At 72.0% G+C, this 16629-nt stretch carries 13 protein-coding genes and 3 tRNA genes; 8 read left to right on the forward strand and 8 right to left on the reverse strand.

Annotation, left to right across the window (positions count from 1 at the left end; all coding sequences use genetic code 11):
* Positions 1-49 precede the first annotated feature (49 nt).
* From IE275_RS20765 to purS, 5 genes are all read right to left on the reverse strand, one after another.
* Positions 50-2095, reverse strand: a complete 2046-nt coding sequence (locus IE275_RS20765) for a caspase, EACC1-associated type (protein ID WP_229870404.1) — start codon at positions 2093-2095, stop codon at positions 50-52.
* The gene (locus IE275_RS20770) at positions 2092-2445 is read right to left on the reverse strand and encodes an effector-associated constant component EACC1 (protein ID WP_189712842.1); all 354 of its coding nucleotides are present in this window, start codon (positions 2443-2445) and stop codon (positions 2092-2094) included. The genes IE275_RS20765 and IE275_RS20770 overlap by 4 nt, the downstream gene beginning before the upstream one ends.
* A 193-nt stretch (positions 2446-2638) precedes the next feature.
* Positions 2639-4897 carry a phosphoribosylformylglycinamidine synthase subunit PurL gene (gene purL, locus IE275_RS20775; protein ID WP_189712843.1) on the reverse strand — a complete coding sequence of 753 codons (2259 nt, stop codon included), beginning with the start codon at positions 4895-4897 and terminating at the stop codon, positions 2639-2641.
* The gene (purQ, locus tag IE275_RS20780) at positions 4894-5574 is read right to left on the reverse strand and encodes a phosphoribosylformylglycinamidine synthase subunit PurQ (protein ID WP_189712844.1); all 681 of its coding nucleotides are present in this window, start codon (positions 5572-5574) and stop codon (positions 4894-4896) included. Before purQ ends, purL begins: the two co-directional genes overlap by 4 nt.
* Entirely contained in the window at positions 5571-5834 is a 264-nt protein-coding gene (purS, locus tag IE275_RS20785; RefSeq protein WP_015659417.1) for a phosphoribosylformylglycinamidine synthase subunit PurS, read from the reverse strand. Before purS ends, purQ begins: the two co-directional genes overlap by 4 nt.
* Before the next feature lie 363 nt (positions 5835-6197).
* Here purS and IE275_RS20790 point away from each other — a divergent pair, with 363 nt between their 5' ends.
* The 8 genes from IE275_RS20790 to IE275_RS20825 all read left to right on the forward strand — a co-directional run bounded on the left by IE275_RS20790 (position 6198) and on the right by IE275_RS20825 (position 11199).
* Positions 6198-6515 (forward strand): histone-like nucleoid-structuring protein Lsr2, encoded by a 318-nt coding sequence (locus tag IE275_RS20790; protein WP_189712845.1) that lies wholly within the window; start codon positions 6198-6200, stop codon positions 6513-6515.
* Positions 6516-6690: 175 nt separating this feature from the next.
* Positions 6691-6762, forward strand: a tRNA-Gly gene (locus tag IE275_RS20795).
* 80 nt (positions 6763-6842) lie between these two features.
* Positions 6843-6915, forward strand: a tRNA-Gly gene (locus tag IE275_RS20800).
* 335 nt (positions 6916-7250) lie between these two features.
* Positions 7251-8204, forward strand: a complete 954-nt coding sequence (locus IE275_RS20805; protein ID WP_189712846.1) for an ABC transporter ATP-binding protein — start codon at positions 7251-7253, stop codon at positions 8202-8204.
* A gap of 167 nt (positions 8205-8371) precedes the next feature.
* A complete protein-coding gene (locus tag IE275_RS20810; RefSeq protein ID WP_229870429.1) occupies positions 8372-9115 on the forward strand; it encodes an ABC transporter permease in 744 nt (247 codons plus the stop codon).
* 31 nt (positions 9116-9146) lie between these two features.
* Positions 9147-10499: a sensor histidine kinase gene (locus tag IE275_RS20815; protein ID WP_189712847.1), complete on the forward strand. Its 1353-nt coding sequence runs from the start codon at positions 9147-9149 to the stop codon at positions 10497-10499.
* Entirely contained in the window at positions 10496-11104 is a 609-nt protein-coding gene (locus IE275_RS20820) for a response regulator transcription factor (RefSeq protein ID WP_189712848.1), read from the forward strand. Before IE275_RS20815 ends, IE275_RS20820 begins: the two co-directional genes overlap by 4 nt.
* Before the next feature lie 22 nt (positions 11105-11126).
* Positions 11127-11199, forward strand: a tRNA-Gly gene (locus IE275_RS20825).
* Between the two features lie 320 nt (positions 11200-11519).
* Here IE275_RS20825 and IE275_RS20830 read toward each other — a convergent pair.
* The 3 genes from IE275_RS20830 to IE275_RS20840 form a co-directional block, all read right to left on the reverse strand.
* Positions 11520-12419, reverse strand: a complete 900-nt coding sequence (locus IE275_RS20830; protein WP_189712849.1) for a phosphoribosylaminoimidazolesuccinocarboxamide synthase — start codon at positions 12417-12419, stop codon at positions 11520-11522.
* A gap of 181 nt (positions 12420-12600) precedes the next feature.
* A complete protein-coding gene (locus IE275_RS20835) occupies positions 12601-14142 on the reverse strand; it encodes a N,N-dimethylformamidase beta subunit family domain-containing protein (RefSeq protein WP_189712850.1) in 1542 nt (513 codons plus the stop codon).
* A gap of 224 nt (positions 14143-14366) precedes the next feature.
* Complete coding sequence (locus IE275_RS20840; RefSeq protein ID WP_373299268.1) at positions 14367-16328, reverse strand: M48 family metalloprotease; 1962 nt, start codon at positions 16326-16328, stop codon at positions 14367-14369.
* Between the last annotated feature and the right edge of the window lie 301 nt (positions 16329-16629).

Genomic DNA, 16629 nt, shown 5'->3' on the forward strand with positions numbered 1-16629 from the left:
AGAGGGGGGACCCCCAGCCGCGTGGCTCCCGCCGCGGCCCGGCCCGGCCTCACAGGGTCAGCCGTACCGCCAGCGCGTACAGGCGGGTGATCTGGTCGGGGCTGTCGTTGTCGTCGGAGACCATGTACAGCGGGCGCCAGCCCTTGTAGCGGCCCTCCGTCCAGGGGGCGCCCAGCGCCATCCCCTCCACGTTGTCGACCAGCGGGTTGAGCTGCACGGACCCGGAGGTGGCGACCGCGCCGGGGCCGCCCGCGGGACAGTCGAGCAGGTTGAACACGGGCTGATCCTTGGCGAAGACGTCCGCGGACCGGCCGTAGAGGGAGCCGCCGCCGGCCACGTCCCGGGCCTTGCCGAGGGACAGCTGGACCACCCGGATCGCCGTGCCGAGGCCGTCCGTGTACTGGCGCTCCAGGGCGAGCAGCCCGCCCGAGTCGTCGACGGCGGCCAGCTCGACCAGGTTCATGCCGTCGCCGGCGAGATACGCGTACTGCAGGTCCGGGGTGTAGGCGCCGCCCGGCGAGCCCGTGTAGCGCTGGATGCGGATGATGCCCCGGCCGCGGGTGTCGCCGTCCTTGGAGAGCGGCGCCTCCCAGCCGGCGTAGAGATGACGGCCGTCCGGTGTGAGGGCGAGGGACTCGATGCTCCGGCCGGCCTGGGCCCCGCCCTCGGGCCAGTACCGCAGCACCTTCGGGATCGGCAGGTCCGCGCCGATCTGCCGGCCGGAGTCGATGTCGAAGCGCCGGATGGCCGGGCCGGTCTCGGAGCCGATCAGCATCGTCCGGCCGCCCTTCTCCACGACCAGCGCCTCCCCGTCGTACCACTGGGGAAACTCCTCGTTGTCCGCACTGCGCAGGGTGCGGCCGGTCGCGGCGACCGGCCGCAGGTCGAAGGGGCTGCCGAGGGTGAGGGGAAAGACCCGGCCCGGGGAGTTGTCCTCCAGCGCGAGGGCCTCGACCTCGTCGCCCTCATGGACGAGGGCGAGGGAGGAGAGGCCCTCGATGTCCTCGTAGTCGACGTGCGTCTTGTCCAGGGCGTCGGAGTGGTCGAGCAGGACCGCCCGGGGCGCGTCGGATCTGCCCGGTGTCCCGCAGGCGCCGGTCGCGGCCGCCGGGTGGGTGTCGTCCCACCAGTCGCGGGCCGGTGCCGCGCCGAGCCCGAGGGCCAGGCCCACCGCGCCGGCGGTCAGCGACCACACCAGGGTGCGGGCCCGGGACCGGCGCGGCGGCTCGGCCAGGGCCTGGTGCGGCAGGGGCGGGGGCGGGGGCGCCACCGCCCGGTTGCGGACGAAGTCCAGCCGGCCGACGCCGTTGCGGTCCTCGTCCTGCGGCTCCTGCGGCATCGTCGGCCGCATGGTCGTGATGCGTTCCTTGACGGCCTGGAACAGGGCGTGCAGCCCCAGCATGTCCGGCCCGTCCGGCAGCCCCTGGTTCATGACGTCCACCAGGGCGCCGGTGAAAACCGTGCAGCGCCTGGGGTCGGGGGCGTGCGAGGGGCGGTCGCGCGGGGCGGACGTCATCACGTAGGAGCCCTGGACGCCGTCCAGCGTCTGCACCGCCGCCGCGCCGCCCTGGGCGCCCCGGTCGGTGCCGGCCATCTCGTTCAGCACCTGTCCGCTGAAGCAGCAGTCGAGGATCAGCACCCTGCGCATCGCGGTGCCCGTGTCGCGGATGGCCAGGCGCACGTCACGGGATCGGACGCAGGTGTCGGGCCGGCCCTCGACCGAGTCGGGCAGGGTGAGCAGAAGCTGCCGCTCGTGCCGGTCGAGCAGGCCGTGACCCGCGTAGTAGACGATCAGGGTGTCCTCGGCGCGCCAGGCCGCCTCCCGAATCGGCCCGACCAGATCGGCCGGTGCCCGAGGATTGGCGACCGTGACGATCCGGTCCTCGGGGATGCCCCAGATCGTCTCCTTCACGAGCGCGTCCCGCAGCTCGACGAGGTTGTGGCGGACGCTGCGCAGCGGGTCGAGGGACGCGTAGTCGTCCACGCCGATCAGCACACAGGCCGAGCGGAGGGGATCGATCCGGGTGAGGTTCTCGCCCGCCGTGCCCAGGTCCTCGCCGCTGCCCTCGCCCTGGTGCGGCACGGTCGCGGTCAAGGCCGGTCCTCCCCCGCGGCGCCGTCCTCCCCGGTCTCTCCCCGAAGCCTGCGCAGCAGCTCCTCCACCTCGGCGGGGTCCCCGCCGAGGACGTTGAGGACGATCGGCGGCCGGGGCCTGCGGGAGTGGCGCCAGGCCAGATACGACAGCGGGAGCTGGGCCACACCGGCGGCCGTGGACAGCACGGTCAGCACCGCCTCCAGGCCGGGCCCCATCCGTCCCGGGGTGTCGAGGGCGATCCGCTCGACCCGGACGTGCCCCCGCAGTGCTCTGTCGTCCGAGAACCAGTCGAACAGGGACCCGAGTTCTGCTTCCCCGTCGGGTCCGGACGCCTGGAACCTGATCTTCATCCGCCCACTCCTCGCGCCCACGCGCCGCCGTGTGCCCGTACACCTCTCAGCCTGGCACAACCGCCTCTCCCGCCGGGGGCGTTGGCGGTGAGTGCACCCCGGGGGCGGACACCGGGCGCCGGGTCGGCCGGCCCCGCGAACACGGCGAAGGCCCCGCCGTCATCGGGCGGGGCCTTCGTCGTCGTGGGACCGCTCAGGCGAGCAGGGCCGGGATCGTCCCCTCGTGCGCCGTGCGCAGCTCCTCCAGGGACAGCGCGAACTCGCCCTGGAGCTCGACCGTCTCGCCGTCGACGACACCGATACGGGTGACCGGGAGACCCCGGGCGCCGCACATGTCGTTGAAGCGGAGCTCCTCCGAGCGCGGGACGGCCACGACGGCACGTCCGGCGGACTCGGAGAACAGGAGGGTGAACGCGTCGAGCCCGTCCGGTACGACGAGACGCGCGCCCTTGCCGCCGAGCAGCGCCGACTCCACGACCGCCTGGATCAGACCGCCGTCGGACAGGTCGTGCGCGGAGTCGATCATGCCGTCGCGGGAGGCGGAGATCAGGATCTCGGCCAGCAGGCGCTCACGCTCCAGGTCGACCTTCGGAGGCAGGCCGCCGAGGTGGTCGTGGACGACCTGCGACCAGGCCGAGCCGCCGAACTCCTCACGGGTGTCGCCGAGGAGGTAGAGCAGCTGGCCCTCCTCCTGGAAGGCGACCGGGGTGCGGCGCGCGACGTCGTCGATCACGCCGAGGACGGCGACCACCGGGGTGGGGTGGATGGCCGCGTCGCCCGTCTGGTTGTAGAGCGAGACGTTGCCGCCGGTCACCGGGGTGCCGAGCTGGAGGCAGGCGTCGGCGAGACCGCGGACGGCCTCCGCGAACTGCCACATGACGGCCGGGTCCTCGGGCGAGCCGAAGTTCAGGCAGTCGGAGACGGCGAGCGGCTTGGCACCGGTCGTCGCCACGTTGCGGTAGGCCTCGGAGAGGGCCAGCTGCGCGCCCGCGTACGGGTCGAGCTTGGCGTACCGGCCGTTGCCGTCCGTCGCGATGGCGACGCCGAGGCCGGACTCCTCGTCGATCCGGATCATGCCGGAGTCCTCGGGCTGGGCGAGGACGGTGTTGCCCTGCACGAAGTGGTCGTACTGCGAGGTGATCCACTTCTTGGACGCCTGGTTGGGCGAGGCCACCAGCTTCAGGACCTGGTCCTTCAGCTCGTCGCTCGTCGCCGGGCGCGCGAGCTTGTTCGCGTCGTCGGCCTGGAGGGCGTCCTGCCAGTCCGGGCGGGCGTAGGGGCGCTCGTAGACGGGGCCGTCGTGGGCGACCGTCCGCGGGTCGACGTCGACGATCTTGCCGCCGTGCCAGAAGATCTCCAGGCGGTCGCCGTCGGTCACCTCACCGATGACGGTGGCGATGACGTCCCACTTGTCGCAGATCTCCAGGAACCGCTCGACCTTCGCCGGCTCCACGACCGCGCACATGCGCTCCTGCGACTCGCTCATGAGGATCTCCTCGGGCGAGAGCGTGGAGTCGCGCAGCGGTACGTCGTCCAGGGTGACGCGCATACCGCCGGAGCCGTTGGAGGCCAGCTCGGAGGTGGCGCAGGACAGACCGGCCGCGCCGAGGTCCTGGATGCCGACGACCAGCTTCTCGGCGAAGGCCTCCAGGGTGCACTCGATGAGGAGCTTCTCCTGGAAGGGGTCGCCGACCTGGACGGCGGGACGCTTCGAGGGCTTGGCGTCGTCGAAGGTCTCGGAGGCCAGGATGGAGGCGCCGCCGATGCCGTCGCCGCCGGTCCGGGCCCCGTACAGGATGACCTTGTTGCCGGCGCCGGACGCCTTCGCGAGGTGGATGTCCTCGTGCCGCATGACGCCGATGGCACCGGCGTTGACCAGCGGGTTGCCCTGGTAGCAGGCGTCGAAGACGACCTCGCCGCCGATGTTCGGCAGGCCCAGGCAGTTGCCGTAGCCGCCGATGCCGGCGACGACGCCGGGCAGGACGCGCTTGGTGTCGGGGTGGTCGGCGGCGCCGAAGCGCAGCGGGTCGACCACCGCGACCGGGCGGGCGCCCATCGCGATGATGTCGCGGACGATGCCGCCGACACCCGTGGCCGCGCCCTGGTAGGGCTCGACGTACGACGGGTGGTTGTGCGACTCGACCTTGAAGGTGACCGCGTAGCCCTGGCCGACGTCGACGACGCCGGCGTTCTCGCCGATGCCGACGAGGAGGGCGTCGGACTGCGGGGCCTTCTCGCCGAACTGGCGCAGGTGCACCTTCGACGACTTGTAGGAGCAGTGCTCGGACCACATGACGGAGTACATGGCGAGCTCGGCGCCGGTGGGCCGGCGGCCGAGGATCTCCACGACCCGCTCGTACTCGTCCTTCTTCAGACCGAGTTCGGCCCAGGGCAGCTCGACGTCGGGGGTCGCGGCCGCGTGCTCGACCGTGTCCAGAGGCGTCCGGCTCATGCGTTGACCAGCTTCTTGAGGATCGAGGTGAAGAACGGGAGGCCGTCGGTACGGCCCGACCCGATGAGCGGCTCGACGGCGTGCTCCGGGTGCGGCATGAGGCCTACGACGTTCCCGGCCTCGTTGGTGATGCCGGCGATGTCGCGGAGGCTGCCGTTGGGGTTGAAGTCCAGGTAGCGGAAGACGACCCGGCCCTCCGCCTCCAGCTTGTCGAGCGTGTACGCGTCGGCGACGTACCGGCCGTCCATGTTCTTCAGCGGGATGTGGATCTCCTGGCCGGCCGTGTAGTCGGCGGTCCAGGCGGTGTCCGCGTTCTCCACCCGCAGCTTCTGGTCGCGGCAGATGAAGTGGAGGTGGTCGTTGCCGAGCATCCCGCCGGGAAGCAGGTGGGCCTCCGTGAGGATCTGGAAGCCGTTGCAGATGCCGAGGACGGGCAGACCCGCCTTCGCCTGCTCGATGACGGTCTCCATCACCGGGGAGAAGCGGGAGATGGCCCCGGCGCGCAGATAGTCGCCGTACGAGAAACCACCGGGCAGGACGACCGCGTCGACCTGATGGAGGTTCTTGTCCTTGTGCCAGAGCGCGACCGGTTCGGCACCCGCGAGGCGGATGGCGCGCTGGGTGTCCCGGTCGTCGAGGCTGCCCGGGAAAGTGACGACGCCAATACGAGCGGTCACTTCGCGGCCTCCGCGACTTCCTCCACCTTGACGGTGAAGTCCTCGATCACGGTGTTGGCGAGGAAGGATTCCGCAAGATCGTGGATGCGGGCGAGGGCGGCCTCGTCGACCGGTCCGTCAACTTCCAGTTCGAATCGCTTTCCCTGACGTACGTCGGAGATGCCTTCGAAACCCAGCCGCGGCAGTGCGCGCTGCACCGCCTGGCCCTGGGGGTCGAGGATCTCCGGCTTGAGCATGACGTCGACTACGACGCGTGCCACTGGCACTCCCGGTGGTGTGGTGCTGAGCAGGCTCCTGATGGTGTCTCCAACAGGTGCCTTCAGACTACCTGCACAAAATTTCTACGCGGGTAGAGTTGTAGGAAACTACGTGAGCGCCATCACGATCAGGTATCGGACCAGTGCCTTCGCGAAAAATTCAGGGAAAGATCCGGGGTGCACCCGTGTTCCCTATTGCGCTGGGACACGCGGGCAGATTTAGTCGGGCTTCACATTCGATTGCCGGGCACTGTACAAATGAATTGGCAATAGCCGATACTTTGCCTCATAACTGGCGGACAGTCGACATCTCCGTGACGTCTTGGCACGTCATCGCAGAGCTGTCGCACGAAGGGACCGATATTCGTGGCGCAGAAGGTCGTGGTCACTCTCTTTGACGACATCGACGGCTCGGAAGCGGCGGAAACGATCGCCTTCGGACTCGACGGCAAGTCGTACGAGATCGACCTCAATGAAGCCAATGCCGGGAAACTGCGCAAGGCGCTCGCCCCCTACGTGGAGGCCGGCCGCAAGCGGTCGAAGTCCGGCAAGGCGTACAAGCAGACGGAGGTCGCGCCCGACCCGGCGGCCGTCCGCGCCTGGGCCCAGGCCAACAAGATGGAGGTCCCCGCGCGCGGCCGCATCCCCAAGAGGGTCTACGAGGCGTTCGCCGAAGCGCAGTGAGCCCGCGCCGTCCGGTTGCCCTCGGGGCCCGCTCTCCGGCGCGCCCTCCAGCCCCGTCCCGGGGCCCCGTCAGCGGACCCTGGGGGCAACCGACTTGCGCTACCCCCCACATGGTCGGCTAATGTCTGGAGCACGCCGCCGGGCGGGGCCGAAAAGCCCAGCTCATGGAGGCCACGCGGGTGTAGTTCAGTAGCAGAACATCCCCCTTCCAGGGGGAAGGCGCAGTGTGCAATTCCTGTCACCCGCTCTGCATCGCCGTCCCGACCACGTATGTGGATCAGGTAGGCTGGTGCTCGCGCCGATCGGTGAAAGCCGGTCGGAGGCAATGCGGACGTAGCTCAGTTGGTAGAGCGCAACCTTGCCAAGGTTGAGGTCGCGAGTTCGAGCCTCGTCGTCCGCTCGGGAATCAGACCCCGGTCCAATGGACCGGGGTCTTTTCGTGTGTCCTTCTGCTCGTGGTCGTGCTCGTGGTCGTGCTCGTGTGTGGGCGTGGGTATGGGTGTGGGCGTGGGGGGTGCGTCTGGTGGTTGGTGGTCGGGGCTTAGTGGTGGCCGAGGGCTGGGGCTTAGTGGCCGGGGGCCGGGGGCCGGCCGGGGGCTGGGGCTTAGTGGCCGGGGGCCGGGGGCCGGGGCTTAGTGGCCGGGGGCCGGGGGCCGGTGGCTTTCTGACATTTGTCATGGGGAGTGGTGACACCTCGCACTGCCGCCGGCCTCGGTTCTCCGGGAGCCTTGAGGCATGGACACGAATGAACACGTGATTGAGGTCACCGACCTCCGGCGTGTGTACGGGGGCGGGTTCGAAGCGGTCCGTGGCATCTCCTTCCACGTCGACCGCGGTGAGATCTTCGCGCTGCTGGGCACCAACGGCGCCGGCAAGACATCGACCGTCGAGCTGCTGGAGGGCCTCGCGCGGCCCGACGGCGGGCGTATCCGCGTCCTCGGCCACGACCCGCACGCCGACCGGGCCGCCGTCCGGCCGCGCACCGGGGTGATGCTCCAGGAGGGCGGCTTCCCCTCCGAGCTGACCGTCGCCGAGACCGCGCGGATGTGGGCCGGATGCGTCAGCGGCGCCCGCCCGGTCGGCGAGGTGCTGTCCCTGGTGGGACTCGCCGCGCGGGCCGGCGTCCGGGTCAAGCAGCTGTCCGGCGGTGAGCGGCGCCGCCTCGACCTGGCGCTCGCCCTGCTCGGCGACCCCGAGGTGCTGTTCCTGGACGAGCCGACGACCGGCCTCGACGCCGAGGGCCGCCGCGACACCTGGGACCTGGTCCGCGCCCTGCGCGATTCCGGTACGACGGTGCTGCTGACCACGCACTACCTGGAAGAGGCGGAGAACCTCGCCGACCGGCTCGCCATCCTCCACGAGGGGCGCATCGCATCCGCCGGGACACCCGCCGAGGTGACCGCGGCCCAGCCCTCCCGGATCACCTTCCGCCTGCCCGAGGGCTACTTCGTCGGCGATCTGCCGCCCCTGGCCGAACTCGGCGTGTCCGAGCACGAGGTGGACGGCCCCCTCGTCCGGCTGCGCACTCACGAGCTCCAGCGGGCGGCGACCGGGCTGCTGGTGTGGGCCGAGCGGGCCGGGGTCGACCTGCACGGGCTGGATGTGCGGTCGGCCTCGCTGGAGGAGGCGTTCCTGGGGATAGCCAGGGAGGCGTCACGCCGGACGGCGGACGCGGAGGTGGAGGCATGAGCGGCCTCACGAATGAAGGCGGCGGTATGAACGGGGACGGCGGCATGGGTGACGGTGCGAGCGGCAGCGCGCGTGGCGGTGCACGTGTCGAAGCGAGTGGCGCCGTGGTCAAGGGCGCGGCGCGGCCGGTGGGTTCGGCCCGGCCGGTGACGACCCCGGCGAGCCGTATGGCCGCCCTCGCCCGTGCCGAGCTGACCCTGCTCGGGCGCAGCAAGAGCACGCTCCTCGCGGCGGTGCTGGTACCGCTGGTGCTGCCGCTCAGCCTGGCGTCGGTGGTCGAGGACATGGAGGTCCAGGACGTCGGCCTCACCACCGGTCTCGTCCTGCTGCCGGCCGCGATCGGCTTCTCCCTGCTGTTCGGGGTGTACTCGGCGCTGGCCGCGATCTACACCGCCCGGCGCGAGGAGCTGGTGCTGAAGCGGCTGCGCACCGGCGAGCTGCGGGACGCCGAGATCCTCACCGGTGCGGCGCTACCGGTCCTGGCCACCGGGCTGGCGCAGTCCCTGGTGCTGGTGACGGGCTCCACGATCCTGCTCGACATACCCGCGCCCGAGGCACCCCATCTCGCCGTCCTCGGACTGCTGACGGGCCTGGCGATGTGCGCGGCGCTGGCGGCGGTCACCGCGGCCGTGACCCGCACGGTGGAGAGCGCCCAGGTCACGACGATGCCGATGGTGCTGGTCTCGATGATCGGCTCCGGGGTGACCGTCCCCCTGGAGCTGCTGCCCGACCGGCTCGCCTCCTTCTGCGAACTGCTGCCGCTGTCCCCGGTGATCGTCCTGATCCGCGGCGGCTGGACCGGCGACCTCTCGGCGTACGAGTGCCTGCGCGCCATCGCGATCGCGCTGGCCTGGACCGTGCTGGCGGTGTTTGCTGTACGACGGTGGTTCAGGTGGGAGCCCCGGCGCTGACCACACCGGGTTCCAACGGCAGGGGAGGGCAATGATGTTGGGCCGCATCCGGGGGTGGCATCGGCGTCACTGGAAGGACCGCAGCAAGGCCGAGCGGGTCGAGCTTCAGACGCTGATCACCTGGTATCTGACGACCTGGTTCTTCTCCTTCGCCTGGCTCGCGCTGCCCCTGGTGGGCGGGCTGGAGCGGCGGCCCGTGCCGATGATCGTCGGCGGCCTGCTCCTGCTGGTGGCCGTCCTGCAGTGCTCCGAGGCGAACCGGCTCACCCGGCCCGTCCTCGACCACTACCTGGGGCGCGCCGAACTCCCGCAGCGCGCCCTGGCTCCCGCGGCCGTCCTGGCCGTCTTCGGCCTGGCGCTGACCCTGGTGCTCGCCGCGCTGAAGGGCACCGACCCGGCGACGGTCCGGCTGTCGATAGGGGCCACGCTGCTCTCCGTGGGAATGCTGTACGGCGTGATGGTGCCGGTGCGGGTGTTCCTGCGCCGGTCCGCAGCGCTCGCGGTGCTGCTCATGGCCCTGTTCGCCTGGACCGATCCGGATCCGGCCGGGATCGTCACGGTCGGGGTCGTCACCGCCTTCGGGACGTGCTTCTCCCTGTTCGCCTGCCGCTGCGGCGCCTGGAACCTGGCGGTGCTGTGGGAGGCGGAGCGGGCCGGCGAGGTCGAGGCCCGGCTCGCGGTGGCCGAGGAGCGGCTGCGGTTCGGGCGGGACCTGCACGACGTGATGGGCCGCAATCTCGCGGTGATCGCCCTGAAGAGCGAGCTGGCCGTGCAGCTGGCCCGGCGCGGCCGGCCGGAGGCCGTGGACCAGATGATCGAGGTGCAGCGCATAGCGCAGGAGTCCCAGCGGGAGGTGCGCGATGTCGTCCGGGGCTACCGGGAGGCCGACCTGGGTGTGGAACTCGCCGGAGCGCAGGGTGTGCTGACGGCGGCCGGGATCGTCTGCGAGGTGCGCGGGGACGCCGGCGGGCTGCCCGCCGGGGTGCAGTCGGCGCTCGGCTGGGTGGTGCGGGAGACGACCACCAATGTGCTGCGGCACGGGGACGCCGGGCGGTGTTCCGTGGAGCTGAAGGTGACCGAGGGGCGGGTGGTGCTGACGGTGGAGAACGACGGCGCGGAACCCGTCGCCTCCGGCGCCGCCGGTCCGGAGGGCGCCGGCGGATCGGGGCTGGCCGGGCTGCGGGAGCGGCTGCGGCGGGTGGACGGGACGCTGGAGGCGGGGTTCGCCGCGGCGGACACGTTCCGGGTGGTGGCCCGGGTGCCGCTGAGGGAGAAGGCCGCAGCCGTGCGGGAGGGCGCGGGAGCGAAGCCGTCGGAGCCGGAGCCGGAGGAAGTCCGTGCGAGAGGCAGAGGGAAGGAAGCCGTGAGAGAGGTCACTTCATGACGGTGCGGGTGCTGCTCGCCGACGACGAGCACCTCATCCGGGGTGCGCTGACGGCGCTGCTCTCCCTGGAGGACGACCTGGTGATCGTCGCGGAGGCGGCCACCGGGACGGAGGCGCTGGCGATGGCCCGGGCCCATCGGCCCGACGTGGCCGTCCTGGACCTCCAGATGCCGGGCGGGGACGGTGTGAAGGTCGCCACATCCCTGCGGGCCGAACTGCCCGGTTGCCAGGTCCTGATCGTCACCAGCCACGGCCGGCCGGGACACCTCAAGCGGGCGCTTGCGGCGGGTGTGCGCGGGTTCGTCCCGAAGACGGTGAGCGCGCAGCGGCTCGCGGAGATCATCCGGACCGTGCACGCGGGGAACCGTTACGTCGACCCGGAGTTGGCGGCGGACGCGATCGCCTCCGGGGACTCGCCACTGACCTCGCGCGAGGCCGAGGTGCTCGAACTCGCCGCCGACGGAGCGCCGGTCACGGAGATCGCCGAGCGGGCCGCGCTGTCGCCGGGGACCGTGCGGAACTACCTGTCGTCGGCCGTGTCCAAGATCGGGGCGGAGAATCGTCACGCGGCGGTGCGTCTCGCTCGCGAGCGGGGTTGGGTATAGTTGGCCTCGCGCCACGGCGCATGCGGACGTAGCTCAGTTGGTAGAGCGCAACCTTGCCAAGGTTGAGGTCGCGAGTTCGAGCCTCGTCGTCCGCTCGGGAATCAGACCCCGGTCCATTGGGCCGGGGTCTTTTCGTGCCTTGAGGGCTGTTCAGCGTCTTGAAGGCGTTCCGCGCCCAGAAGGCCGCTCCGTGCCCTGAGGTCGCTCCGTGCCCAGAAGGTAGCTCCGTGCCCTGGAGGTCTTTCCGCACCCTGAAGGTCGCTCCGTGTCTGGCGGCCTTTTCGTGGCCGCCCGAAGGGCTTTTCGTGTGCCCCGGGCGCTCTTTCCTTTTCCGGGGCCGGTCGTTCGGGGTTCTCCGGGGGCGGTGCATGCCGCGAGGCCCCCGGTTTCCCGTGGGGCCTCGCGTGTCAGGGCGTCACGCCCAGGTGACGCCCGTCAGGCGCTCGTACGCCTCGACGTACTTCGCACGGGTCGCGTCGACGATGTTCGGGGGCAGCGGCGGCGGGGGCTGCTCGCCGGCACGGTCCCAGCCGGACTCGGCGGAGGTGAGCCAGTCGCGGACGAACTGCTTGTCGAAGGATGCCTGGGCGCGGCCCGGCTGCCACTGGTCGGCCGGCCAGAAGCGGGAGGAGTCCGGGGTGAGGACCTCGTCGGCGATCACCAGGGTCTCGCCCTCGTAGCCGAACTCGAACTTGGTGTCGGCGAGGAGGATGCCCCGGTCGCGGGCGATGTCGCGGGCGCGGCCGTAGATCGCGAGGGTGGCCTGGCGGAGCTGGGCGGCGGTCTCGGCGCCGACCTGGCGGGCGACCTCCTCGTAGGAGACGTTCTCGTCGTGCTCTCCGACGGCGGCCTTGGTGGCCGGGGTGAAGATCGGGGCGGGAAGTTCGCTGCCGTCGACCAGTCCCTCGGGGAGGGCGAGGCCGCAGACCGTGCGGGACTCCCGGTACTCGGCGAGGCCGGAGCCGGTGAGGTAGCCGCGGGCCACGCACTCGACCGGGGCCATCTTCAGCGACTTGCAGACCAGGGTGCGGCCCTGCCAGTCGGCGGGGGCGCCGGCGGGCAGCTCCGTGCTCAGCACATGGTTGGGGACCAGATCGGCGAGCTGGTCGAACCACCACAGGGAGAGCTGGGTGAGGATGCGGCCCTTGTCGGGGATCTCGGTCGGCAGCACCCAGTCGAACGCGGACGTTCGGTCGCTGGCGACCATCACGAGGTCGCCCGCCTCGTTCTGGTACAGCTCGCGCACCTTGCCGGTGTGCAGATGCACCAGGCCCGGCACCTCGAGGGGCTCGGGCTTTTCTACGAATCCGGACACGGTTCCTCCCCGTGGTTCTGTCCTAGTGGCTTGATTGTCCCGTACACCGGGATTGATCTCGGACAGCGGGTCGGGCGGGGCGGGGAACGAAGGTCCGTCGGGGTGGTGCCGGAGGCAAGCCGCGGCGGCGACGGAGGTCAGTCGCGGCGGTGACAGAGGTCAGTCGCGGCGGTGACAGAGGTCAGTCGCGTTTGCAGATGCGGTCCAGGAGGTTGGCCGTGGCGCGCTGGATCCGGGGGTCCACATGGCCGGGGCGGTCCAGGGCCGGGGACCAGGCGAAGGTGCCGGCGGCGAAGACCAGGGCGCCGGAGGCGGCGCGGTAGAGGGAGGTCTCCTGGTGGCGGGCGGCGCCGTCGGCGTCGGTGTACGGGGAGTGGGCGAGGAGGATGCGTTCCTCGTGGGGCGGGAGCGCGGTGCGCGGGTAGTAGCGGTCGGCCTCGCCCGCGACCATGCCCTCGATGCCCTCGCCCTCGTGCGCCCCGGTCGCCTCCCACAGCCAGTGGTCCGCGTTGCGGACGATGAGGGGGTGCGGCTCGGGGACCCGCCCGGCGTACTGGATACCGACCGTCTGCTGTTCGGCGCGGTCGATCTCGCGCCACAGGACGGCCTTGCCGGGGCCCTTGCGTTTGCGGCAGGTGAGCAGCCGGCCCGGGACGCCGAACGGCGACGGCCCCAACTCCACCTGCCAGTACATGGTGTTGGCGGAGAGGAAGACCAGCGAGGCGCCGCTGTCGCGGGCGAGTTCGGCGGTACGGCGCATGGCCTGCGACCAGTACTCGTCGTGACCGGGGAAGACCAGGCCGCGGTAGCGGGTGGGGTCGATCCGGCCGGCGTGCAGATCGCGGGCGTCGGCGTAGGCGAGGTCGTAGCCGTAGCGCTCGGCCCAGCGGATGAAGTCGTAGGCATGGCCGACGTGCAGCGGGAGGCCGGCGCCGGCGTACGGCCGGTCGAAGGAGACCGTGGTCGCGGCGTCGGCCTCGCCGAGCAGTTGTCCGTGCTCGTCCCAGGCGTGGTAGAGGCTGGCGCCGGTACGGCCGTCCTCGGGGTAGAGGTTGTACGCCTGCCAGGTGACGTCGGGGAGGACCACCAGCAGGTCGGCGGGGAGCTCGTCGCGGACCGTGAACGGGATGTGGGAGCGGTAGCCGTCGACGGTGGTGAGGACGGCGACGTACGCGCCCGCGCTCCAGTACGAGGGGACCTGGAGCCGCCAGGAGAGCCACCAGTGGTGGCAGGAGACGGTGCGGTCGGCGGTCAGCGGCGGGGGCTGGACGATGCCGGAGAGCCGGGGGCTGGTGGTGATCTTGGCGGCGCCGTCCCCGTCGTAGTGGCCGATCCGGTAGACGTCGACGCTGAACTCCTGCGGCGGGTCGACCGTGATGTGGAAGTCGAGGGCCTCGCCGGGGGCGGCCGCGCCGGTGGAGATGAAGCCCTTGATCTGGCGCCGGACGTCGTCGGCGGAGCGGGGGCCGCCGGCCGCGGGTGCGGTGCGGGGGCCGGGGACGCGGGGCGTGCCCTCGGCCGTGCGCCGTGCCTGGGCCGGGTTCTGGGTCCGGGTCGGTGCCGGGACCTGGTCGACGTACCAGGGGACCACCTGGCCGGTGGCGTCGAAGTAGGTCTCGCTGCCGCGCAGCCAGGGGACGGGGCCCTGGCCGAAGGGGTCCGTCACGGCGTGGGCCAGTGCTCCCGACTCCCATCGGCGAACGTGCTCCGGTCCCGGTGCCATGGTGCTCCCCTCCCTCGGGCCCCCGTCGGCGGTTGCGTGCGGGCGCCCTGCCCGCGGCCCGCGCACAGGGTCGGTGTGCGCGGTTGTCTTATGTCGCGAGCGCTTGCCAAGGGCGCTATCGGTCCCAGCACATCACATAACGCGCGCAGACAGTCACTATTCGTTGCGAATTGGCCGAAAGTGGAACCGAGTTCTCCGTTACGACGGTGGGGCGGCGGTCGGTCTCAGCCGAGGCGGACCGGCTTCTCCGGACGTATCCCCAGCTCGACGAGCCAGGCGCGGAGCGGGGTCGCGTCGCCGTCCTCCACGAGGCTGAGAACGCGGGGCGCGAGGTCGGCCACACGCACGCCGTCGACGAGGAGCGTCGGGCCGTCGAGCCAGTCGAGGCCGGGGGTCGCGCCGACGGTGTCCATCGCCGCGCAGCAGACCATCGCCGTGACGTGGTCGGCGAGGAGTTCGCGGTCGGTGCGCGGGGGCTGAAGGGGGAACAGAGGGAGCGCGCCGTTGTCCCACAGGGAGGTGTCGGGGCCCTGGCCTCCGGTGGCGGGCGCGGGAGGTGCGGCCGCCGCCTCCTCTCGGGCGAGCTCCGCGCCGAGGCGGGTGGCCAGGGCGGTGCCGCGGGGGTTGGGGGCGGGGAGGGTATCGTCCTCGTCGCCGAAACCGGGGGTGGGCTCGTCGCCGAAGCCGCCGGATCCGCCGGATCCGCCGGAGTGCTCGTATCCGGACCCGGCCGAGTGTCCGTCCTGCTGGCCGTCCCCGTCCCCGTCCCCGTCCCCGTCCCCGTCCCCGTGGCCGTCGGGCGAAGTGGTCGTGGCGGGGCGGGTGGGGGGCTGGTGCTCGGCCGGGGTCTTTGGAGCGGGAGTGGCGGTGGGCGGGGGTGTCAGATGGTCCAGGACGCGGGCCAGGGTGGGGCCGGCGGACGGGTGGGCCGTGGGGTCGGGGTGGGAGCCGGGACGAGGGGCCGTGGAGTCGGGGGTGCGGCGGACGCCGAGGGCGTCGAGGACGCGGTGGAGACGGGCCGCGTCGGTGCGCCACTTGCGGTCCACGACCTCGTCCGGATACTCCTCCCAGCCCACCGGGGACCACTCGGGGCCGGACTCCGCCGGGCCGCCGTGGAAGAGGCGGGCGGCGAGCAGGGAGGTGGCCTCGTCGATGACGCCGGGCTCTTCCAGCAGGTCACAGGCGGGGCGCTCGCCCAGGCGGGAGGCGAAACCCTCGGCCAGACGGTCGCGCCGGGACAGTTCGGTCAGGGCGGCGACGACACCCGCGTCCAGCCGGGAGGGCCAGCGGCCCATCCGCCAGGCGGGCAGTGCCACGCGGGTGAGGAGCCGGTCCCAGCCCGCGTAGGCCAGGCCCACCTGCTCCTGGGCGACGATCCGCAGCCCGTAGTCCACAGCCTGTGCGCGCTCGGCGGCGGCCGCGGCCACGCCTCGTTCCATCTCCGTGGCGTGCGTCTGGCAGCTCCGCAGCATCAGCCGTGCGGCCCAGCCGATGCCTGTGCAGACCAGCCGTACGCCGGGACAGCGTCCGCCGTCGGCGGCGACGGCCACCGCGGCGTCCAGCCCCCGCACGAAGCGCCGGGCCGCGGCTATGTCCGGGTGGGCGGAGGGGCCCGTACCGGCGACGACCGGGGCGAGGACGGCGCGCAGCTCACCGACGCGCATCCACCACAGGAACGGGGAGCCGATGACGAGAACGGGCGCGGTCGCCGTACGACGGTGGAGACGCCCGCCGGAGCCGGTGCCCGCTATCTCGTCCCCGGAGCGGGGGGCCGAGGGGCCGTGGGCCGGATGGGTGCGGTCCTCCAGCCAGCTGTCGCAGTCCGGGGTGAGGGCTATCGCGGAGGGCGCGGGGACGTCGAGGCGGTCGGCGAGGTCGCGCACCAGCCGGTAGAGGTCGGGGGCCGCCTTCTCGGTGATCGCGACCGTGGGGCTGACGGCCGGACGGGCGCGGACGACGACCAGGGCGACGACGGCGGCGGCGAGCAGGACGACGACCGCGACCGCGCAGACCACCCCGCGGGCCACGTCCCACCCCGGGCCCATGAGGTGCCCGGAGGAGCCGCCGGCGAGCAGGATCACGGCCGCCGCCGCGGGCAGCAGGGCGATCGCGAGCGCTCTGCTGCGAACGCGCAGCACCCCGAGCGCCCGGGCTCGCGCGGCCTGCGCGCCTGCCTCCACTCCCATACCGGTCACGACCGGACCTCACCCCCTCCCCGTCTCGCTCTCCTGGCTCTTCTGGTCTTGCTCACTCCCCCACTGTGGCACCCGCCGGTGACATCGCAATGCCGGTGGGCCAAGTGCCGGAACGCTTGCGCCGCACCCTAGTTGGCACTCCGTCCCCCGTCAGCCGGATGGGGCAGCGCTCACTCGATGGAATGGCTCTGGGGAAAGGTGGATGACAGTGGGCAAAGATCAGGCCCCGGGTTCCCAGGGGGTTCCGTACGGAATCCGCTGGTGGCCCGGGGCCTGGAGAATGCCTGGTGAG

Source organism: Streptomyces phaeofaciens (genome assembly GCF_014648915.1).
GTDB lineage: Bacteria > Actinomycetota > Actinomycetes > Streptomycetales > Streptomycetaceae > Streptomyces > Streptomyces phaeofaciens.

Coding starts and splice junctions, on each gene's coding strand:
- IE275_RS20770 (WP_189712842.1), bottom strand. CDS start 2,445: ATGAAGATCAGGTTCCAGGCGTCCGGACCCGACGGGGAAGCAGAACTC.
- purL (WP_189712843.1), bottom strand. CDS start 4,897: ATGAGCCGGACGCCTCTGGACACGGTCGAGCACGCGGCCGCGACCCCC.
- IE275_RS20805 (WP_189712846.1), top strand. CDS start 7,251: ATGGACACGAATGAACACGTGATTGAGGTCACCGACCTCCGGCGTGTG.
- IE275_RS20810 (WP_229870429.1), top strand. CDS start 8,372: ATGGCCGCCCTCGCCCGTGCCGAGCTGACCCTGCTCGGGCGCAGCAAG.
- IE275_RS20815 (WP_189712847.1), top strand. CDS start 9,147: ATGATGTTGGGCCGCATCCGGGGGTGGCATCGGCGTCACTGGAAGGAC.
- IE275_RS20820 (WP_189712848.1), top strand. CDS start 10,496: ATGACGGTGCGGGTGCTGCTCGCCGACGACGAGCACCTCATCCGGGGT.
- IE275_RS20835 (WP_189712850.1), bottom strand. CDS start 14,142: ATGGCACCGGGACCGGAGCACGTTCGCCGATGGGAGTCGGGAGCACTG.
- IE275_RS20840 (WP_373299268.1), bottom strand. CDS start 16,328: ATGGGAGTGGAGGCAGGCGCGCAGGCCGCGCGAGCCCGGGCGCTCGGG.